The sequence below is a fragment of the Ramlibacter sp. AN1133 genome (genome assembly GCF_037890035.1).
In the GTDB taxonomy this organism is placed as follows: Bacteria; Pseudomonadota; Gammaproteobacteria; order Burkholderiales; family Burkholderiaceae_C; genus Ramlibacter.
Genome location: NZ_JBBKTQ010000036.1, coordinates 19,355 through 37,973 on the forward strand (window position 1 = coordinate 19,355; position 18,619 = coordinate 37,973).

General features: G+C 70.2%; 20 protein-coding genes and 1 tRNA gene. 15 read left to right on the forward strand and 6 right to left on the reverse strand.

Translation table 11 applies throughout. The features are described 5' to 3' along the window. The first annotated feature begins 41 nt into the window (after window positions 1-41). The 4 genes from WG923_RS28355 to WG923_RS28370 are packed head-to-tail and all read left to right on the forward strand — an operon-like array spanning window position 42 to window position 3,560. Window positions 42-1,433 (forward strand): Rieske 2Fe-2S domain-containing protein, encoded by a 1,392-nt coding sequence (locus WG923_RS28355; protein ID WP_340354391.1) that lies wholly within the window; start codon window positions 42-44, stop codon window positions 1,431-1,433. Further along, complete coding sequence (locus WG923_RS28360) at window positions 1,430-2,908, forward strand: glutamine synthetase family protein (protein ID WP_340354392.1); 1,479 nt, start codon at window positions 1,430-1,432, stop codon at window positions 2,906-2,908. Before WG923_RS28355 ends, WG923_RS28360 begins: the two co-directional genes overlap by 4 nt. Next, the gene (locus WG923_RS28365; protein ID WP_340354393.1) at window positions 2,908-3,240 is read left to right on the forward strand and encodes a 2Fe-2S iron-sulfur cluster-binding protein; all 333 of its coding nucleotides are present in this window, start codon (window positions 2,908-2,910) and stop codon (window positions 3,238-3,240) included. Before WG923_RS28360 ends, WG923_RS28365 begins: the two co-directional genes overlap by 1 nt. 11 nt (window positions 3,241-3,251) lie before the next feature. Beyond that, entirely contained in the window at window positions 3,252-3,560 is a 309-nt protein-coding gene (locus tag WG923_RS28370) for an antibiotic biosynthesis monooxygenase family protein (RefSeq protein WP_340354394.1), read from the forward strand. 44 nt (window positions 3,561-3,604) lie between these two features. Here the strand turns inward: WG923_RS28370 and WG923_RS28375 are convergent, their stop codons facing one another. After that, window positions 3,605-4,276, reverse strand: coding sequence for an OmpA family protein (locus WG923_RS28375; protein ID WP_340354395.1), 672 nt, complete (start codon window positions 4,274-4,276; stop codon window positions 3,605-3,607). Window positions 4,277-4,368: 92 nt separating this feature from the next. Then, window positions 4,369-4,827 carry a MarR family winged helix-turn-helix transcriptional regulator gene (locus tag WG923_RS28380; RefSeq protein WP_340354396.1) on the reverse strand — a complete coding sequence of 153 codons (459 nt, stop codon included), beginning with the start codon at window positions 4,825-4,827 and terminating at the stop codon, window positions 4,369-4,371. A 99-nt stretch (window positions 4,828-4,926) separates the two neighbouring features. Between WG923_RS28380 and WG923_RS28385 the strand changes: the two genes are divergently transcribed. The 8 genes from WG923_RS28385 (at window position 4,927) to WG923_RS28420 (ending at window position 13,036) form a co-directional block, all read left to right on the forward strand. Beyond that, complete coding sequence (locus tag WG923_RS28385) at window positions 4,927-6,123, forward strand: 3-hydroxybenzoate 6-monooxygenase (RefSeq protein WP_340354397.1); 1,197 nt, start codon at window positions 4,927-4,929, stop codon at window positions 6,121-6,123. After that, window positions 6,120-7,463 (forward strand): FAD-dependent oxidoreductase, encoded by a 1,344-nt coding sequence (locus WG923_RS28390; RefSeq protein ID WP_340354398.1) that lies wholly within the window; start codon window positions 6,120-6,122, stop codon window positions 7,461-7,463. Before WG923_RS28385 ends, WG923_RS28390 begins: the two co-directional genes overlap by 4 nt. 9 nt (window positions 7,464-7,472) lie before the next feature. Then, window positions 7,473-8,528, forward strand: coding sequence for a gentisate 1,2-dioxygenase (gtdA, locus tag WG923_RS28395; RefSeq protein WP_340354399.1), 1,056 nt, complete (start codon window positions 7,473-7,475; stop codon window positions 8,526-8,528). Continuing rightward, window positions 8,525-9,220, forward strand: coding sequence for a fumarylacetoacetate hydrolase family protein (locus tag WG923_RS28400; RefSeq protein WP_340354400.1), 696 nt, complete (start codon window positions 8,525-8,527; stop codon window positions 9,218-9,220). The genes gtdA and WG923_RS28400 overlap by 4 nt, the downstream gene beginning before the upstream one ends. A gap of 129 nt (window positions 9,221-9,349) precedes the next feature. Further along, on the forward strand, window positions 9,350-9,826 hold the full coding sequence (locus WG923_RS28405) for a TRAP transporter small permease (RefSeq protein WP_340354401.1): 477 nt from the start codon (window positions 9,350-9,352) through the stop codon (window positions 9,824-9,826). Further along, window positions 9,823-11,139, forward strand: a complete 1,317-nt coding sequence (locus WG923_RS28410) for a TRAP transporter large permease (RefSeq protein ID WP_340354402.1) — start codon at window positions 9,823-9,825, stop codon at window positions 11,137-11,139. Before WG923_RS28405 ends, WG923_RS28410 begins: the two co-directional genes overlap by 4 nt. A gap of 160 nt (window positions 11,140-11,299) precedes the next feature. Then, window positions 11,300-12,355, forward strand: a complete 1,056-nt coding sequence (locus WG923_RS28415; RefSeq protein WP_340354403.1) for a TRAP transporter substrate-binding protein — start codon at window positions 11,300-11,302, stop codon at window positions 12,353-12,355. A 132-nt stretch (window positions 12,356-12,487) separates the two neighbouring features. Then, the gene (locus WG923_RS28420) at window positions 12,488-13,036 is read left to right on the forward strand and encodes an NUDIX hydrolase (protein WP_340354404.1); all 549 of its coding nucleotides are present in this window, start codon (window positions 12,488-12,490) and stop codon (window positions 13,034-13,036) included. A 42-nt stretch (window positions 13,037-13,078) separates the two neighbouring features. Here WG923_RS28420 and WG923_RS28425 read toward each other — a convergent pair whose 3' ends face one another. The 3 genes from WG923_RS28425 to WG923_RS28435 all read right to left on the reverse strand — a co-directional run bounded on the left by WG923_RS28425 (window position 13,079) and on the right by WG923_RS28435 (window position 17,257). Continuing rightward, on the reverse strand, window positions 13,079-15,172 hold the full coding sequence (locus WG923_RS28425; RefSeq protein WP_340354405.1) for a serine/threonine-protein kinase: 2,094 nt from the start codon (window positions 15,170-15,172) through the stop codon (window positions 13,079-13,081). An 81-nt stretch (window positions 15,173-15,253) separates the two neighbouring features. Continuing rightward, the gene (locus WG923_RS28430; RefSeq protein ID WP_340354406.1) at window positions 15,254-16,357 is read right to left on the reverse strand and encodes a type VI secretion system-associated FHA domain protein; all 1,104 of its coding nucleotides are present in this window, start codon (window positions 16,355-16,357) and stop codon (window positions 15,254-15,256) included. Window positions 16,358-16,363: 6 nt separating this feature from the next. Beyond that, a complete protein-coding gene (locus WG923_RS28435) occupies window positions 16,364-17,257 on the reverse strand; it encodes an adenylate/guanylate cyclase domain-containing protein (protein ID WP_340354407.1) in 894 nt (297 codons plus the stop codon). 86 nt (window positions 17,258-17,343) lie between these two features. Between WG923_RS28435 and WG923_RS28440 the strand changes: the two genes are divergently transcribed. The 3 genes from WG923_RS28440 to WG923_RS28450 all read left to right on the forward strand — a co-directional run bounded on the left by WG923_RS28440 (window position 17,344) and on the right by WG923_RS28450 (window position 18,478). Continuing rightward, window positions 17,344-17,589: a hypothetical protein gene (locus WG923_RS28440; RefSeq protein WP_340354408.1), complete on the forward strand. Its 246-nt coding sequence runs from the start codon at window positions 17,344-17,346 to the stop codon at window positions 17,587-17,589. 75 nt (window positions 17,590-17,664) lie between these two features. Beyond that, the gene (locus WG923_RS28445; protein ID WP_340354409.1) at window positions 17,665-18,201 is read left to right on the forward strand and encodes a response regulator; all 537 of its coding nucleotides are present in this window, start codon (window positions 17,665-17,667) and stop codon (window positions 18,199-18,201) included. A 109-nt stretch (window positions 18,202-18,310) separates the two neighbouring features. Then, window positions 18,311-18,478, forward strand: coding sequence for a hypothetical protein (locus tag WG923_RS28450; RefSeq protein ID WP_340354410.1), 168 nt, complete (start codon window positions 18,311-18,313; stop codon window positions 18,476-18,478). Between the two features lie 60 nt (window positions 18,479-18,538). On the opposite strand, the gene WG923_RS28455 is transcribed toward WG923_RS28450, so the two are convergent. Then, window positions 18,539-18,615, reverse strand: a tRNA-Pro gene (locus tag WG923_RS28455). Between the last annotated feature and the right edge of the window lie 4 nt (window positions 18,616-18,619).

Here is an 18,619-nt window from a genome sequence, read left to right on the forward strand (position 1 = left end):
GCCGCCCTGCGCTACGATCCGGCCGACAGGAGGCGGCACGCATGAAGGCTGAACACAACGAGCTGGTCACGCGCATCGGCCCCGGCACGCCCTGCGGCGCCGTGATGCGCCAGTACTGGCAGCCGGTCGCCCTGGTCGATGAATTCGATCCGCGGCTGGACCCGCGCATGGCCCAGCGCGCGCTCAAGCCCGTGAGGGTGCTGGGGCAGGACCTCATCCTGTTCCGCGACGAGGCCGGGCGCTGGGGGCTGCTGGATCGCGACTGCCCGCACCGCAACGCGGACCTCGCGTTCGCGCGCCACGAAGGCGACGGCGTGCGCTGCCCCTTCCACGGCTGGAAGTTCGACGCCACGGGCCGCTGCCTGGAAACGCCCGCCGAGCCCGCCGGCAGCAAGCTGTGCGAGCGGGTGCGCCAGCGCAGCTATCCGGTCGTCGAGAAGAGCGGTGTCCTCTTCGGCTGGTTCGGCGAGGAAGGCAGCACCCCGCCGCCCTTCCCGCAGTTCGACTGCTTCGCGGCACCCGCCACGCATACCTTCGCGTTCAAGGGCCTGTGGCACTGCAACTGGCTGCAGGCCTTCGAGGTCGGGATCGACCCGGCGCATCCGTCCTTCCTGCACCGCTTCCTCGGCGACGCGCCGCTGGAGGCGATCGGCGACAACCCGGCCGGCAAGCAGTTCCGCAGCGCCAGCGCCGGGGACTTCGGCGGCGAGAAGTGGCCGATGACGCGGATCATGCGCGAGTTCCACCAGCCGGACATCTCTGCCGAGAGCAAGCCCTGGGGCCTGCAGCTCACGGCCCTGCGCTCCATGACGCAGGAGCTGACGCACGTGCGCGTGACGCAGGCGATCTTCCCCCACACCTTCGTGATCCCGCTGTCGGAGACGCTCACCATCACGCAGATGCACCTGCCGGTGGACGACACGCACACCTACTGGGTTTCGATCTTCACCAGCTTCGGGGGGCCCGTGGACAAGGAGGCGATGCGCCAGCAGCGGCTGCAGTTCATCGCGCTGCCCGATTACGTGCCGAAGTCGGGGCGGCACGACGGCTGGGGCTTCGATCCCGAGGAGCAGCGCAGCCGCACCTTCCTGGGCATGGGCGAGGAGGACATCAACGTCCATGACCAGTGGGCCGTGGAAAGCATGGGCGCCATCCAGGACCGCACGCGCGAGCACCTGGGCACCAGCGACAAGGTGATCATGGCCAACCGCCGCATGCTCCTCGCGGCGATAGCGACGGTGCAGGCCGGCGGCGTCGCCCCTGGCGTGGCCGATGCCTCGCTCGCCGCCGACATGCGCGGGCCCGACACCGTGGACGGCATCGCACCCGCAGGCGCCTGGAGCACCTGGTGGCGCGAACGCGTGCAGGCCAGGCGCGCCGGCGCCCCTTGGCTCGCCGCGCCCACGACCCGCACGGAGGCCCAGCCCACGTGACGTCGTTTGCCCAGCGCTGCGGCATCCACGATGCCGAGCGCGAAGAATCCGTGGCGCGCGTCGCGCAATTGATCGAGGCCCAGGGGCTGGAACTGGTGCGCTTCGCCTGGTGCGACCTGCACGGCGTGCTGCGCGGCAAGACCCTGGTCGGCTCCGCGGCGGCGCGCGCGCTGCGCGAGGGCGTCGGGCTGGTCAGCACGCTGATGCTCAAGGACAGCTCGGACCGCACCGCCTTTCGCGTCTTCGAGCCGGGCGGCACCGCTTCCCTGCCGGGGTTCGGCTTCGCCAACAACCTGCAGCTGCTGGGCGATCCGGCCAGCTTCCGCCAGCTGCCCTGGACGCCCTCCAGCGGCTGGATCCAGGGCCAGCCCTGGTTCACCGACGGCCAGCCGGTCGAACTGGACACGCGGCGCGTGCTGCAGCGCGCCCTCGCGCGGCTGGAGCACGCCGGCTACGGCCTCAAGTGCGGGCTGGAGATCGAGTTCCACATCTACCGCATCGAGGACGCGCAGCCGCAGCTCGACCCCGAGCAGGCCGCGTGGCCCGCGCCCGTGCCGCGCGTGAGCCTGGTGCATCCCGGCTACAACCTGCTGGCCGAAGGCTGGTACGACCTGGCCGAGGAGCCGCTGCGCATCGTGCAGCGCACCGCGCAGGCGCTGGGCCTGCCGCTGCTGTCGCTGGAGGTGGAGCTCGGGCCGAGCCAGGTGGAGGCAGTGTTCGAGCCGACCGATGCGCTGACGGCGGCGGACAACATGGTCCTGTTCCGCAACGCGGTGAAGATGGCGCTGCGGCGCGCCGGCTACCACGCCACGTTCATGTGCCGGCCGCCCTTCCCGAACATCATGTCCAGCGGCTGGCACCTGCACCAGTCGCTGGTGGACCTGCGCACCGGAGCGAATGCGTTCCGGCGCGCCAGCCCCGAAACGCACGCCACGCCGGCGGATGCGGGCTTCACGCTGTCGGCCCTCGGCGAGCACTGGCTGGCCGGCCTGCTGCAGCACGCCCGCGGCATGACGGCGTTCTGCACGCCCACCGCCAACGGCTACGGCCGCTTCCGCCCGAACGCGCTGGCGCCGCAATCGGTGCTGTGGGGCCGCGACAACCGGGGTGCGCTGCTGCGCGTGATCGGCGACTGCGGCGACGAGGCCACGCGCATCGAGAACCGCATCGGCGAGCCCGCGGCCAACCCTTATCTCTATGTCGCGGCGCAGGTCCATGCGGGCCTGGACGGCATCGGCCGCCGGCTGCTGCCGCCCGTGGCGACCGACGCGCCTTATGCCGGCGCCGGCGAGAACCTGCCGACCAGCCTGGGCGAGGCGCTCGACGCGCTGCACACCGACCTCTCGCTGTGCGAGGCGTTCGGCCCCGCGTTCATCGCCTACTTCACCCAGATCAAGCGCAGCGAGCAGCAGCGCTTCGAGGCCTCGGAGAACAAGGACGAATTCCAGCGGCGCGAATACTTCGGACGCTTGTGATGAGGATCAAGGTGCACCTGTTCGGGCCGGCCTCGGCCCCCGGCGAGACGACGCTGGAAGTCAAGCCCGGCCAGAGCCTGATGCAGGCGGCCGTCGGCCACAACGTGAAGGGCATCGAGGCCGATTGCGGCGGCCTGCTCACCTGCGCGACCTGCCACGTCTACGTGCGCGAGCCTTTCGCCAGCCGGCTCGAGCTGCCGACGGAAGACGAAATGGGCATGCTGGAATTCACCGCCTCGCCGCGGCGGCCGAACAGCCGCCTGAGTTGCCAGATCAAGCTCACCGCGGAGCTCGATGGTCTGGCGGTAGACTTGCCGGAAAGCCAACACTGAGGAGCGCCACGATGATTCTCGAACTCGCCGACATCCGCATCCAGCCGGGCCAGCAGAAGGAATTCGAGGCAGCGATCGAGCGCGGCGCGCGCAGCGTCATCGCGCGTGCCGAAGGCTGCCGCGGCTTCAAGGTGAACAAGGGCGTGGAGTCGCCGGATCGCTACGTGCTGCAGGTCTTCTGGGACACGCTGGAAGACCACACGGTGAAGTTCCGCGGCGGCCCGCTGTTCGCCGAATGGCGCGCGATCGTCGGGCCGTACTTCGCCCAGCCACCGGTGGTGGAGCACTTCACGCTCGTCGCCAAGAGCGACGAGCAATGACAAAGGGGCCGCGAGGCCCCTTTGTCATGGGTGCAGGCCGAAGCTCAGCGCGCGGCGACGCTGCGCTCGCCGAGGAAGATCTCCACGCGGCGGTTGCGCGCGCGGCCGGCATCGCTGGTGTTGTCGGCCACCGGCTCGTGCTCGCCGCGGCCCGCCACCTGGATCTGGTTGGGGCTCACGCCGCGCGAGACCAGGTAGCTCTTGGTCGCCTGCGCGCGCTCCAGCGACAGGCGATTGTTCAGTTCATCGCCGCCGGTGCTGTCGGTGTGGCCGATGACGCGCACTTCCGTGTTCGGCTGGCCGGCCAGGCCGTTGGCGAACTGGTCGAGGATGGGACGCATGTTCGGCTTGATGTCGGCGCGGCCGGTGTCGAACGACAGGTCGCTCGGCACGTTCAGCTTCAGCTGGTTGTCCTGCGTCTGCGACACCGTCGCGCCGCTGCCCATGGTGGCGCGCTCCATCGCCGCGCGCTTCTGCTCCATGCTCCTGGACCAGATGTAGCCGCCGGCGGCGCCGACGCCGGCGCCGATGAGGGCGCCCTTGGCGTCGCCGCCGATCGCGGCACCGGCAAGCGCGCCGACGCCGGCACCGATGGCGGTGTTGCGTGCGTTGGGGCTCATGCCGCCCATGGCGTTGTTCATATCGGCGCAGCCGGCCAGGCCGAAAGCGGCGGCGGTGACGGCAATCAGGCCGAAACGGATCGTGTTCGTGTTCATGTTCTCTTCTCCTGTCAGTGCAAAGAAAGCTCCTGCATTGAAGTCGAAATTGCGGCGCTCTGCTGTCGGACAGAGTCGAAACTTCAGCTTTGTTACGCCTGCTCGCCACCGGCCGCGATGTCCTCGTGCGCGGCCACGAGCCGATCGAGCAAGGCGACCAGCTGCGCGCGTTCGCCTTCGTCCAGCGGCTGCAGGATGCGGGACTGCACCTTGCCGACCGGGCGCCTCATCCTGCGCGCGGCCTCGGCGCCATCGGCGGTGACCCACAGCCGCTTGCGGCGCCGGTCGCTTTCGTCCGCTTCGCGCCGCACCCAGCCGCGCGCCTCCAGCCGGCCGATCACGGAGCCGAAGGTGGCGGCGTCGAAGGCGACCTTGCGCGCCAGCGTCACCTGGTCCTCGCCCGGGTCCTGCAGCAGCGCGTTGAGGATGGCGAACTGCACGGGCGTGACCTCGTAGCCCGCCGTCTCCTCCATGAAGATCGCCACGGCGACCTGGTGCGCGCGCCGGATCAGGTGGCCCGGCGCATGCCGGAAGTCGAATCCCTTGCTCATGGCGCGCAGTCTATGCAGGAACCTTGCGCCAGGTCAAATCAATATGTATGCTTAGCATCCCGCGCGCCCTGACCTCAGGGGGCCGGGAGGAGACAAACCATGCGCGAAGTGCTTTCATTCGTGGTCGCCGGCGGCGGCATCGGCGGCCTGGCCGCCGCCTGCGTGCTGGGCCGGCAGGGCCACCAGGTCACGGTGCTGGAGCAGTCGGCCGCCTTCGGCGAGATCGGCGCCGGCATCCAGCTGGGCCCGAACATCTTCCGCATGTTCGAACTGCTGGGCCTCACGCAGGCGATCAACGAGGTGGCCTTCTTCCCGCCCGGCCTGGGCATGAACGACGTGCGCACCGGCGAGAAGGTGGTGCGCGTGCCGCTGGGCGATGCCGCCATCGCGGCCTACGGCTATCCGTACGGCGTGATCTACCGCGTGGACATCCACAACGTGTTCCTCGAGGCCTGCCGCAAGCTTTCGAACGTGACGCTGCGCACCGCATGCAAGGTCGAGGGCTATGCGCAGGACGCGCAGGGCGTGACCGTGCGGCTCGCCGGCGGCGAAACCTTGCGCGCCGACGCGCTGATCGGCGCCGACGGCCTCTGGAGCCGCGTGCGCGAGGCGGTCGTGGGCGACGGCAAGCCGCGCGTCTCGGGCCACATCGCCTACCGCGCGGTGCTCAAGCGCGAGGAGGTGCCCGCGCACCTGTGGAGCGACGACGTGCTGCTGTGGGGCGGCGAAAAGACGCACCTGGTGCATTACCCGCTGCGCCGGGGCGAGCTGTTCAACCTGGTCGCCGTGTTCCACAGCAACAAGTACGACGAAGGCTGGAACACCTTCGGCGACACGGCCGAACTGAACGAGCGCTTTGCGCAGGCCGTGCCGCAGGTGCGCGAGCTGCTGGGGAAGATCGAGACCTGGAAGATGTGGGTGCTGTGCGACCGCGAGCCGGTGAAGAACTGGACCGACGGCCGCGTCACGCTGCTGGGCGATGCCGCGCATCCGATGCTGCAGTACCTGGCGCAGGGTGCGGGCCAGGCGATCGAGGATGCCGTCGTGCTCGGCGAGGCGCTCAAGCACACTCGCAACGACGTCTCCGCCGCGTTCCAGAAGTACCAGCAGGCGCGCTACCTGCGCACCGGCCGCGTGCAGCTCACCGCGCGCTTCTACGGCGACATCTATCACGCTTGCGGCGTCGCGCGCGAGCTGCGCAACCGCATGTTCCAGGGCGGGCAGGAATCCGCGGGCTTCGCCGGACTCCAATGGATGTACCAGGGCCTGGAGCTGGACAAGCTGTTCGACCGATGACCCGCAGCCTCACCGAACCCAGCCGCGCGACGCCCGTCTGGGGCGAATACGACGTCGTCGTGCTGGGCGGCGGCCCGGCCGGCATGGCCGCGGCCGTCTCGGCGGCGCGCGGCGGCCGCAAGACCCTGCTGGTGGAACGCTACGGCTTCCTCGGCGGCATGGGCACCGCGGCCGGCGTGACCAACTTCTGCGGCCTGCACGCCAACGTGCACGGCGAGATCCGGCAGGTGGTGCATGGCGTGGCGGACGACCTGCTGCAGCGCATAGAGCGCCTGGGCGGCCTGAACCAGCCGCATGCCCTGTTCGGCAAGACCGTGGCGCAGGCCTACGACACGGCCGCCTACAAGATCGCTGCCGACGACCTGCTGCTGTCCGCGGGCGTGGAGATCCTGTTCCACGCGCTCGCCGCCGGGGTGGTGATGGACGGCGAGCGGCGCGTGCAGGCCCTGCTGGTCGAGACGAAGTCGGGCCGCCACGCGATCCTCGGCCGCGCCTTCATCGACGCCTCCGGCGACGGCGACCTCGCCGCCTGGGCCGGCGTGCCCTACGAGAAGGGCGACGGCCAGGGCAACATGCTCTATCCCTCGACCATGTTCCGCATCAACGGCGTGAACCCCGAGCGGGCCGGCAAGGCCTGGGAGGTGATCCCCAGGCTGATGCTCCAGGCCGAGGCCGAAGGCCGCTACACCTTTCCGCGCAAGACGCCCATCGTGCGGCCGCAGAAGAGCGGCATCGAATGGCGCGTGAACCTCACGCAGCTCGCCAACCGCGCAGGCAACGCCATGGACGGCACCGATGCGCGGGACTTGAGCGAAGCCGAAATCCTCGGCCGGCGCCAGATCGCCGCGGTCGCCGGCTTCCTGCGCGAGGTGCCCGGCTTCGAGAGCTGCTACATCGTCGACATCGCGCCGCAGGTGGGCATCCGCGAGACACGGCGCGTGCGCGGCCTGTACCAGCTCACCGAGGCCGACGTGCTGGAGTGCGCGAGCTTTGCCGACACCATCGGCGTCAACGGCTGGCCGCTGGAACTGCACCTGAAGGGCGACGTCGAATTCCGCTGGCCGAAGATCCCGGAAAGCCGCGGCTTCAACCACCTGCCCTACCGCATGACCGTGCCGCAGGGCCTGGACAACGTGTGGATTGCCGGCCGCTGCGCCTCGATGAGCCACGAGGCGCAGTCCGCGGCGCGCGTCACCGGCGCCTGCTTCGTCATGGGGCAGGCGGTGGGGACTGCTGCCGACCTCGCGCTGCAATCCGGCATTGCAGCCAGCGCCGTCGACATCGCCGCCCTGCAATCCCGCCTCGAAGACAATGGCGCCTGGCTGGGCCGCGCCGAATAAGGAGACACCATGAACGCACCGCTTCCCACCGCGCAGCTGCGCCAGCAGCTGTACCGCGAGATGGACCCGCACAACCTCACGCCGCTGTGGGAGGTGCTGCATGCGCTGGTGCCGCCGCAGCCGCGCACGCCCTGCGTGCCCGCGTTCTGGAAGTACGACGAGATCCGGCCCTACCTGATGCGCGCCGGCGAGGTGATCACCGCCGAGGAGGCCGTGCGCCGCGTCCTGATCCTGGAGAACCCGAAGCTGCGCGGCCAGTCCGCGGTGACGCAGTCGCTCTATGCCGGCCTGCAGCTGATCCTGCCAGGCGAAGTGGCGCCCAGCCACCGCCACACGCAGAGCGCGCTGCGCTTCATCGTCGAGGGCTCCGGCGCCTACACCGCGGTGGACGGCGAGCGCACGATCATGCATCCGGGCGACTTCATCATCACGCCCAGCTGGACGTGGCACGACCACGGCCACGAGGCCGATGAGCCGGTGGTGTGGCTCGATGGCCTGGACATCCCGATGATCCGCTTCTTCGACGCCGGCTTCGCGCAGAACGACACCAGCAAGTCGCAGCAGGTCACGCGCCGCGAGGGCACCAGCTTCGCGCGCTACGGCCACAACATGGCGCCGCTGCGCGCAACGTCCCCCTACGGCCGCACGTCGCCGATCTTCAGCTATCCCTACGAGCGCAGCCGCGAGGCGCTGGAGCAGCTCGAACGCTCCGCGCCCATCGATGCCTGCGACGGCACCAAGCTGCGCTATGTGAACCCGCTCACCGGCGGCTGGACCATGCCGACGATCGGCACCTTCCTGCAGAAGCTGCCGGCCGGCTTCAGCGGCCAGGGCTGGCGCCAGACCGATGGCGCCGTCTACAGCGTCGTCGAAGGCGAAGGCGAGGTGACGATCACCGCCGGCGGCGAGGAGTGGCGCTACGCCTTCGGCCCGCGCGATCACTTCGTCGTGCCCTCGTGGCACACTGCGCGCCTCTCCTCCGCCAGGGGCTGCGTCCTGTTCAGTTTTTCCGACCGCCCCGTCCACGAAGCGCTGGGGATCCATTCCGAAGAAAGGTTGTCATGAGCTACGTCATCCCCGCCGTGCCCGTCGTGAGCGTGCCGGTCGTCGGCCGCGCCGAAACTTTCCCGGTACGCCGCATCTACTGCGTCGGCCGCAACTACGTCGAGCACGCCAAGGAGATGGGCTTCACCGGACGCGAGGCCCCGTTCTTCTTCATCAAGCCGGCCGACAACGCGCTGGTGGTGCCGCAAGGGCAGACGGGCGAGATGGCCTACCCGCCCCTGACCAAGGACCTGCACCACGAGATCGAGCTGGTGGCCTGCATCGGCACCGGCGGGCGCAACATCAAGGCCGCCGATGCGAAGAAGCACATCTGGGGCTACGCCGTGGGCCTGGACATGACCCGCCGCGACCTGCAGGGCGAGCAGAAGAAGCTGGGCCGCCCCTGGGAGATCGGCAAGGCCTTCGAGCAGGCCGCGCCGATCGGCCCCATCGTCCCGGCGGCGCAGGCCGGCGACGTGGAGAACGCGGACATCTGGGTCCAGGTCAATGGCAAGGACCGCCAGCGCAGCAACGTGTCCAAGCTGATCTGGAACATCGGCGAGATCATCGAGCACATCTCCGCCGCCTGGGAGCTGGCACCCGGCGACCTGATCTACACCGGCACGCCCGAAGGCGTGGCCGCGGTGGGCAAGGGCGACACGCTGGTGGGCGGCGTCACCGGCCTGCCGGAACTGCGCGTGCGCGTGGTCTGAGCGCCCTGCTGTCCTGACCGCATGGGCACCGCCGCGGCGGCGGTGCCCTATGATCGCGGCTGCGCGGCCGACGGGGGAGTGGCCTGCGCGTGAGCACACTCCGACAAAGCAACAAGAGGGGCCAAGACCTTGCGCGTCCTGGAGATACTGGCGAAGTTCTGCGCCATCGTGGCCGGCTTCATCCTGACGGGGATCACGCTCATGACCTGCGTGAGCCTGATCGGCCGCAACACCACCGGCACCACGCTGGTGGGCGACTTCGAACTCACGGGCGTGACGGCGGGCGCCGCGATCGCGCTGTTCCTGCCCTGGTGCCAGGTCCGGCGCGGCAACATCATCGTCGACTTCTTCACCGCCAAGTGCAGCGCGCGCACCAACGAGAAGCTCGATCGCCTGGGCGCGCTGCTGCTGGGACTGGCGATCGCCCTGCTCGCCTGGCGCACGTCGCTGGGCGGCCTGAGCTCCTGGAACTCGCACGCCACCACCATGATGCTCGGCTTCCCCGAGTGGATCGTGTACTGCGCGATGGTGCCGCCGCTGGTGCTCACCGCGGTCATCGGGCTGTGGCAGGCCGCCTTCGGGTTCGGGCCGGAGGTGCACGAGTGAGTCCGTTGGCACTCACCGGGTTGATCTTCGGGTTGATGCTGGCGCTGATGGCGGTCCGCACGCCGATCTCCATCGCCATGTTCATTGCGGGCTGCATCGGCTACGCGATGCAGGCCGGGCTGGCGCCGCTCGAGAACTTCCTGAACGCCCAGGCCTTCGCGCGCTTCGCGAGCTACGACCTGTCGGTGATCCCGCTGTTCATCCTGATGGGGAACTTCGCCACCCAGGGCGGCATCTCCAAGGCGCTGTTCGAGTTCGCGAGCGCCATCATGTCGCGCTTTCGCGGCGGCCTGGCGATGGCGGCGGTGATGGCCTGCGCGGCCTTCGGCGCGATCTGCGGCTCGTCGGTGGCGACGGCGGCGACGATCACCTCGGTGGCGCTGCCGGAATTCAGGCGCCACGGCTACTCGGGGCGGCTGGCCACCGGCACGCTGGCGGCAGGCGGCACGCTGGGCATCCTGATCCCGCCCTCGGTGCCGCTGGTGATCTACGCCATCCTCACCGAGCAGAACATCGCCAAGCTGTTCGCCGCGGCCATGGTGCCGGGCCTGATCGCGATGGTGGGCTACATGCTCGCCATCGGCATCTACGTGCGGCTGGTGCCGGGCCACGCGCCGGAGCACGAACAGGCCGCCCGCATGACGCTGCGCGCGCTCGGCGGCGTGGTGCCGATCGCGATCATCTTCGCGCTCGTGTTCGGCGGCATCTACGGCGGCCTCTTCACGCCCACGGAGGGCGCCGCCGTCGGCGCCGCGTCCACCTTCGTCGCGGCCCTGATCAAGCGCGAGATGACCTGGCAGAAGTTCAAGCACTGCTTCTACGCCACGGCCGAAGGCTCGGCGATGATCTTCATGATCTTCATCGGCGCCGACGTGATGAACTCCGCGCTCGCGCTCACGCAGGTGCCGGCGCAGCTCGCGAGCGTGGTGGGATCGTGGGGCCTGTCGCCCGTCATGGTGGTCGCCGCGGTGCTGCTGTTCTACGTGGTGCTGGGCGCCGTGATGGACGAACTGTCCATGATCCTGCTGACGATCCCGATCTTCTTCCCGATGATCATGGCGCTCGACTTCGGCATGTCCAAGGAATACACGGCGATCTGGTTCGGCATCATGGTGCTGATGACGGTGGGCTTCGGGCTGCTGGCGCCGCCGGTGGGACTGAACGTGTACGTCGTCAACGGCATGGCCCGCGACATCCCGATCTGGGAGAGCTACCGCGGCGTGATGCCGTTCCTGGTGAGCGACACGCTGCGCACGCTGCTGCTGCTGTTCTTTCCCTCCATCTCGCTCTGGCTGGTGAAGTACATCTCGTAGGCTGGTGGTGAGCCGCGCCAGCGCGCGAACCCCGGCGCTGGCGGACGGATCGCCGGGGTTGCGCTGCGCTCCACCTCCAGCCTACGGTGAGGGAAAGCCCCCAACTCCGCGCGGCGGCGCATGCGTTAAGTTCGGGCGCACCTCTCCTGGAGACCCGACAATGATCCAACGCAGAACAGTTCTTCGTACCGGCGCCGCGGCAGCGCTGGGCGGCGCGGCCCTGGGCAGCCTCTCGCAGCAGGCCGTCACGCTGAAGTTCCACACCTTCATGGCGCCGACCTCCAACGTCTGGCTGAACATGCACAAGGCGTGGATGGACAAGGTGGAGAAGGACTCCAAGGGCCGCATCAAGTTCGAGGCCTACCCGGCGATGCAGCTTGGCGGCACGCCGGTGCAGCTCTACGACCAGGCCCGCGACGGCGTGGTCGACATCGTGTGGACCCTGCCGGGCAATACCACCGGCCGCTTCCCGCGCGTCGAGGTGTTCGAGCTGCCGTTCATCATGAGCAACGCCGAGGCCACCTCCAAGGCGTACTGGGAATACGTGCAGACGCTCGCGCCCGACGAATTCAAGGACACGCAGGTCATCGCCCTGCACGTGCACGGCCCCGGCGTGATCCACACCGTCGACAAGGCCGTCAAGACGGTGGCCGACATGCGCGGCCTGAAGGTCCGCGCCCCCACCCGCCAGGTGACCAAGCTGGTGGGCTCGCTGGGCGCCACGCCGGTGGGCATGCCGCTGCCGCAGATCCCCGATGCGCTGTCCAAGGGCACCATCACGGGCTGCGTGATCCCGTGGGAAGTGGTGCCCTCGGTGAAGGTGCACGAACTGACCAAGCACCACGCGGAGTTCGACCCCGCCGGCGGCGCCCTGTACACCACGACCTTCGTGATGGCCATGAACAAGGCCAAGTACAACTCCTTGCCGCCGGACCTGAAGAAGGTCATCGACGCCAACTCCGGCATGGCCACGTCGGCCTGGCTGGGCAAGGTGCAGCAGGCCGGCGACGTTCCCGGCCGCAAGGCCGCCGTGGACCAGCCCGGCACCAGCATCTTCACGGTCAGCGCGGCCGAGGCCCAGGAGTTCCGCCGCCGCTCGCGCCAGATCGAAGTGGAGTGGGTGGAGGACATGAACAAGCGCGGTTTCGAGGGGCGCAAGCTGCTCGATACGGCCAAGGCGCTGATCGACAAGCACACCAAGACGACCAAGGCGTAAACTCCCATTCAACCTTGTCCAGAAGGGCTCCTGCGGGAGCCCTTGTCACGCCGGAAGCGCTGGGGTTCGCGCGCTTCGCGGCTCACCGCCAGCCTACCTTCGCGCGCTCTGCCGCTCACCGCCAGCCACCAAGTGACGCTCCGCAGTCCCATCAAGCATTGCCGCAATTGCGGAACCGCCGTCGTCTACCGCGTGCCCGACGACGGCGACACGCACGAGCGCGCGGTCTGCCCCGCGTGCGACACGATCCACTACGAGAACCCGCTGAACGTGGTGGGCACCGTGCCCTACTGGGGCGACAAGGTGCTGCTGTGCAAGCGCAACATCGAGCCGCGCTGGGGCAAGTGGACGCTGCCGGCCGGCTTCATGGAACTGGGCGAGACGACCGCGCAGGGCGCCATGCGCGAGACGCACGAGGAAGCCGGCGCGCAGATCGAGCTGGAAGGCCTGTTCACGGTGCTCTCGGTGCCGCGCGTGGGCCAGGTGCACCTGTTCTATCGCGCCCGCCTGCTGTCGGACCTGTTCGACCCCGGCTTCGAGACGCTCGAGACGCACCTGTTCGAGGAGCACGAGATCCCCTGGGACGAGATCGCCTTCCGCACGGTGCGCGAAACGCTGGAGCGCTTCTTCGCCGACCGCGCCCGCGGCCACTTCGCGGTACACAACGTCGACATCCTGTAGCGACGTCCTCGCCCCGGAGCCCGGCTCCTGGGAGCCTGGCTCCTAGCGCGGGACCTTGCTTTCCTCGCGCATGCGGGCTTCCTCGCGGCGCTTGACGCACAGCGGATGGTTGCGCGCGCCCGCCTTGTCGCAGTGCTCCGCCAGGCACAGTTCCTTGGCGAGGAACATGCGGTCCTTGCACTGGTCCACCGCCTGGTAGTTGGCGCCGTTGCCCGAGTTGGCCGTCGTCACGGGCGGCGGCAGCGCCCGGGCAGGTTCGGGATCGATGCGCGGCGGCGGGGTCGGGCCGGAGCGCGCGGGCTCGGGCGCGGGCGGCACGGCGGCCGTCCTGGTTCCTGGCTTGGGCTGGCTTTCGGCAGCGGCCTTGCGGGCGGCGGCCTTCTCCGCGCGCTCCTTGTCCCGCTCGGCCTTGGTCAGCGGGTGCGCCGCGCCTGCGGGGGCGGGCACCGCCTTCGTGGCGGACGCGGAAGCAGCGGCCGGGGCATCCGCGGGTGCCGCGGCGACCACGGGCGCAGCGGGAGCGGTGGGCGCCGCCGCGGGCGCCGGCTGCGGCGCGGCGGCAACGGATTCGGAAGGCGCCTGGGCCTGCGGCTCGGGCGCCGGGCCCTTGCCCCGCCCCATCACCATCGCCAGCACCCCGGCCACCGCCAGCACGCCCACGCCGGCGAGGACGGCCACGGGCACCTTCCTCTTCGCGGGTGCCGCGGGCTCGGGCGCGCGCCGGGGTTTCGCCGTGGGCGCCGGCGCGGCGGCAGCGCTCGCAGCAGCGGCAGCAGCGCCTTCAGGCACCGTGGTGGCGGTGGCGGCCGCGGCGTCCGCCGGCGGCTCGGCGACGGTGCGGGTGTATTCCTCCTCGATCCACTGCGTCGGCTGGAACGCGCTCGATGCGTCCGCGCCCGGGCGTGCGGCCTCCGGGGGCAAGGCACCGGCCTCGAGGTTCGGAAAGGCGCTGTTGGGAAAGACGCTGGCCGTGAATGCGGGCGTCGCCGCCGCCATGCCGCTGCCCGGCTGCGTCATGCCGGCGGCCACCGTCTGGTCGCCGCCGGAGAGCTTGCGCAGGCGCCGGCGCGCCAGGTCCGCATAGATGCCGGCCGGGAACTTCTCCAGGAAGCCCTGGAGCTCCTCGGGGTCGGTGGCGTCCTTGACGTCCTTCCAGTAGACGAGCTCCAGCTCCTGGGTGACCGTCGACGTGCCGCCGGGCGTCGTCACGCCACCAGGCACCGTGCCGCCGGGTGGAACCGTGCCGGGCGTGGTGAGCGGGCGCGACAGCGCGGGCTCGGGCCTGCGGTTCGGGTTCAGCGGCGGCACCACCGTCTGGTCCTCCGCGCGGCGGATCGCCGCCTGCAGGGCGACGGCGAAGTCGCGCGCCGTGGCGAAGCGCTCCTCGCGGTCCTTGGCCAGGGCGCGCGCAACCACCGCATCGAGCGCGCCGGGCAGGCGCGGATTGATGCTGCTGGGCGGCGGCGGCGTGTGGCCGATGATCTGGTGGATGATCGAGAAATCGTTGTCGCCGTCGAAGGGCCGCTTGTCCGTCAGCAGCTGGTACAGCACGACGCCGGCCGAGAACAGGTCCGCCCGCGAATCGATCTTCTGCCCCTGGACCTGCTCGGGCGCCATGTATTTCAGGGTGCCGATCATGCTGCCCTGGGTGCGCGTGGCTTCGCCCGAGTCCTGGATGCGGGCCACGCCGAAGTCGGTGAGCTTCACGCGCCCCGCCGGCTCGATGAGCAGGTTGGCCGGCTTGATGTCGCGGTGCACGATGCCCGCCTTGTGCGCGTAGTCCAGCGCGCTGAGCAGGTCGCGCACGATCTTGAGCGACTGCTCCAGCGAATAGCGCTGGCCGCGATCGAGGTGGTGCTTGAGGTCGTCGCCCTGGATGTACTCCATGACCAGGAAGGCGACGTTGCCGTCCCGGTCGGAGTCGTAGACGCTGACGATGTTGGGGTGCTGCAGGCGGGCGGCGGAGCGCGCCTCGGTGCGGAAGCGGTGCTCGTATTCGGCGGCGGCTTCCTCGGAGAGGTTCTCGACCTTCACCGTCTTGATGGCGACGCGCCGGTCCAGGTTGGGATCGCGCCCTTCGTACACGACGCCCATCGCGCCCTTGCCGATGACGCGCAGCACTTCGTAACGTCCCAACTTTTTCAGAGTCACATCAGCCCGAGGCGCAACAGGTGGAAACGCATTCTAGCCCGCACCCCGTGCGCAAGGCCGAGCGGCTCAACCGTCGGAGCGGCCGCTTGTGTTGCGTTTCGCACGCAACAGCGCGCGCGCGTAGGCCCGGGCGAAATGCCGGTCCAGCAATTGCTGGACCCACGCCGGTTCGGCGGCCATCCGCTCGGCGTAGTCCCTGGCGAAGGCATCCCAGGCCCGCGCCGATTCGAACAGCCGGCCGCCGCCGCCCAGCAAGCGCTTCTTGAGCGCCTCCGGCTCGAAATCCGCCAGCACCCCGGCCAGCGCCTCCTGCACGGCCTGCCCCATGGCGTGCTCGTGGGCGGCCAGCTCGGTCGCGACCTGCGCCATGGCGCGGTCGGGCGGCAGGAAGCCGGCGCTGGCCGCCGCGCCCCCGAACAGGTAGGACAGCTTGGCCTCGATCGGGGCGTCCATGCGCAGCGGATTGAGCTCGCGCTTCTCCGCCATCGTGTGGTCGCCCGCGCGCGCATCCCGGCGGCTGCCGGCAGCGGCTTCGCTGGCCTGCAACAGCCCCTGCACCGCGATGCGCGTGAGGCGGCCGATCGTGTGCAGCTCGCCGCGCGTGAGGCCGGGCTCCCCGCCGCCGACACCGAGCCCGTCGAGGAAGGCCTGCAGGTCGGACGCCGGCGTGAGGGCATCGGCGCTGAGCGCGCCGCCCGGCGAGCCGGGGCCGAAGGTGCTCTGGAAGCCCCAGTCGCCGAACGGGTCCTCCTCCGCCGGCGCCTCGGGTTGCGTGGCGCCTTCGCCGGGTTGCAGCAGGTCCGCCTCGACCTGCAGGCGCGCCCAGGTATCGACGAACTCGGGCGCGGGTGCGGCGGCGTCCGTCGCGACAGCCGCCGAGATGCGGAACGCCGACAGCGCCAGCACCTCCCCCGGCCCCAGCACGCCGCGCGAGCCGGGCGGCAGTTCGCCGGCCGCCGTCTGCACGCCGTTGACGACCGACAGCACGTGGAAGTGCAGCTGCTCGCCCTCGTTCCACAGGCTCAGGTGCCGGCGCGAGACGCTGCGTTCCGGGTCGGGCAGGCAGATCGCGCAGTCGCTGTCGCGGCCGAGGATGAGGGCGGGATCGCCCGCCTCCAGCCGGCGGGTGACATCCACTCCCGGGCCGGCGACGTGGACCTGCAGCGCCATGGGCCCCTAGCTGCCCACCGCGAAGCTGGCGATCGGCGCGGCTTCCGCGGTGCGATCGCAGCCGAGCGCGATCTGGCCCTGGCCGACCAGGTAGCACTCCGTGCGGCGCAGCACCACCGGTTCCGGCTGGTTGCCGAAATAGACCCAGGTGCCGAAGCTGGAGGCGTCCGTCAGCACGAAGTGACCGCCGCGCCATTCCAGCGTGGCGTGCAGGCGCGACACGCGCGAGTCGTTCACCGGCAGGTCGGCCGTCACCGAGCGGCCCAGCGTGATCGCCTCGCCGCGCGGGCGCAGCTGCAGCCGCTGGCCGGCGATGCTCAATTCCAGGTGGGCCTCCCCGGCCGAAGGGCTGGCGAGCGAGACGCCCATCACGGTGGCATCCGCTTCGTGGCCGGCCTGCCATTCGACGCGGAAGACCTCGGTGGCGTCGCTCTTGCCGCGCAGGTACATCGGCCCCAGGCTGCGCAACCTGGCTTGCAGCGGTGCCGGCAGGGCGCTGCGCACGCGCTGGCTGGCGAGGATCTGCTGGGCGCCCGCGAGGTCCGCGAGGCGGGCGGCGCTGTTGACGGCATCGCCGTAGCAGTCGCCCTCGATCTCGACGATCTCGCCGGACTCGATGCCCATCTGCATCTGCACCGGCCGGCCGGTGCCGCCCGGGCGCACGGGCTTCTGCTGCAGTTGCTGCTGGATCGCGATGCAGGCGGTGATCGCCTGCTCCTCGCTTGCGAAAACGACGAACAGGCCGTCGCCGAGCAGCTTGACCACCCGGCCCTGGTGCTGCTCGAAGATCTTGGCGAGCGCGGTGGTGAGCTGGGTGACGAAGCGCCCTGCGGTCTCGTCTCCCAGGCGCTCGAAGATGCCTGTGCTGCCGACCAGGTCAGCGAATACGACGGAGGCCATGCACGTCGATTATGCCCGGCGGCCCAGGCGCGCAGGTGTGTGCGGTGGCGCACCGACCCGCGCGCGGGGCGCCCGCATGATGGTCCATGAACGGACAACCCCTAGGCGCGATCAGGGCGGCCGGCCGCCTCGCCCCCATCGACCGCTGCATGCTCGAACAGCTCGGCGCAGCGCTCGTGGACGAATGGAGCGAGCTGCCGCAGGCCCTGCGCCGCACGATCTACCAGCGCGCCTTCGGCAGCGTCACGACGCGCGAGCCGCCGGGCACGCGCCGCCGTGTGGCGCGCTTGCTGCGTGCGCGGGGAGCCGGGGACCCGGCCAGGCAAGCCTGAACTGTCCCGCTGGGGATCATGTGCGCTACCGAACGGACCGGGTCCGATGCGGAGTAGGATGATTCGTACAAACTCATGCCTTCTTCCAGCAGTCCCGACCGGACGACCTTCCGCCGCGCGCACAGCGTCCTGGTGGTCGACGACAACCCCAGCATGAAATATGCGGTGGCACGGCACCTGCGCGCCGGCGGCTACAACACGGTCGAAGCCTCGGGCGGAGCCGAGGCGCTGGAGCTGAGCGAGTTCGTTTCCGCGGTGGTGCTGGACGTGCACCTGCCCGATGTCGACGGCTTCGAGGTGTGCCGGCTGTTGCGCGCCCGGGAGTCGACCGCCCGCTTGCCCGTCATCCACATGTCCGCGGTGCGGATGGAGGAGGCCGATGCCCTCGCGGCCGCGGAGAGCGGCGGGGACGGCTTCCTGGTCGCCCCGGTGAACCCGGTGGAACTCACCACCACGCTGGACCGCCTGCTCACCCGGGAGGCCGGCGCAGGGTCCGGCACGGCGCGCTCCGGGCACGCGGAGGACGCGCAGTCGCCGGGCGCACGGTCCGGCGCGGGCTTGCGCAGCATCCTCGAGCAGATGACGGCGGGCGAGAAGACGCGCGGACGCTGACGCGGTCCTACGCGGATCGGCCTTCCCGCCCGACGCGGCGCTGCCGGCGCGCCGCCTACCTTGATGCGAAACGCCGGATGGTCCGGCGCAGCCATCAGGAGAACGACGCATGCCCCAATCCACCAAGGACAACAAAGGCGGGAAGACCCACGCCGGCAAGAAATCGCACGCGAGCGGCACGGTCTCGGACAAGGCCGCGGCGAAGAAGTCGGGGCGGTCCGCCGCATCGCCGACGGGTCCCCACAAGCACGGCGAGAAGAAGTCCACGCCGCACTGATTGCGCGGCCGCAAGCGAAAAAGCCCGGCACCTTGGCAGGTACCGGGCTGGTCGTATCGTTGGTCGGCGTGGCGGGATTCGAACTCGCGACCCCTTGCACCCCATGCAAGTGCGCTACCAGGCTGCGCTACACGCCGAGCC

What these genes read in the sequence shown, in the direction of transcription:
- WG923_RS28355 (WP_340354391.1), top strand. Translation starts at nt 42, where the DNA reads ATGAAGGCTGAACACAACGAGCTGGTCACGCGCATCGGCCCCGGCACG.
- WG923_RS28365 (WP_340354393.1), top strand. Translation starts at nt 2,908, where the DNA reads ATGAGGATCAAGGTGCACCTGTTCGGGCCGGCCTCGGCCCCCGGCGAG.
- WG923_RS28370 (WP_340354394.1), top strand. Translation starts at nt 3,252, where the DNA reads ATGATTCTCGAACTCGCCGACATCCGCATCCAGCCGGGCCAGCAGAAG.
- WG923_RS28375 (WP_340354395.1), bottom strand. Translation starts at nt 4,276, where the DNA reads ATGAACACGAACACGATCCGTTTCGGCCTGATTGCCGTCACCGCCGCC.
- WG923_RS28380 (WP_340354396.1), bottom strand. Translation starts at nt 4,827, where the DNA reads ATGAGCAAGGGATTCGACTTCCGGCATGCGCCGGGCCACCTGATCCGG.
- WG923_RS28385 (WP_340354397.1), top strand. Translation starts at nt 4,927, where the DNA reads ATGCGCGAAGTGCTTTCATTCGTGGTCGCCGGCGGCGGCATCGGCGGC.
- WG923_RS28390 (WP_340354398.1), top strand. Translation starts at nt 6,120, where the DNA reads ATGACCCGCAGCCTCACCGAACCCAGCCGCGCGACGCCCGTCTGGGGC.
- gtdA (WP_340354399.1), top strand. Translation starts at nt 7,473, where the DNA reads ATGAACGCACCGCTTCCCACCGCGCAGCTGCGCCAGCAGCTGTACCGC.
- WG923_RS28400 (WP_340354400.1), top strand. Translation starts at nt 8,525, where the DNA reads ATGAGCTACGTCATCCCCGCCGTGCCCGTCGTGAGCGTGCCGGTCGTC.
- WG923_RS28415 (WP_340354403.1), top strand. Translation starts at nt 11,300, where the DNA reads ATGATCCAACGCAGAACAGTTCTTCGTACCGGCGCCGCGGCAGCGCTG.
- WG923_RS28430 (WP_340354406.1), bottom strand. Translation starts at nt 16,357, where the DNA reads ATGGCGCTGCAGGTCCACGTCGCCGGCCCGGGAGTGGATGTCACCCGC.
- WG923_RS28435 (WP_340354407.1), bottom strand. Translation starts at nt 17,257, where the DNA reads ATGGCCTCCGTCGTATTCGCTGACCTGGTCGGCAGCACAGGCATCTTC.
- WG923_RS28440 (WP_340354408.1), top strand. Translation starts at nt 17,344, where the DNA reads ATGAACGGACAACCCCTAGGCGCGATCAGGGCGGCCGGCCGCCTCGCC.
- WG923_RS28445 (WP_340354409.1), top strand. Translation starts at nt 17,665, where the DNA reads ATGCCTTCTTCCAGCAGTCCCGACCGGACGACCTTCCGCCGCGCGCAC.
- WG923_RS28450 (WP_340354410.1), top strand. Translation starts at nt 18,311, where the DNA reads ATGCCCCAATCCACCAAGGACAACAAAGGCGGGAAGACCCACGCCGGC.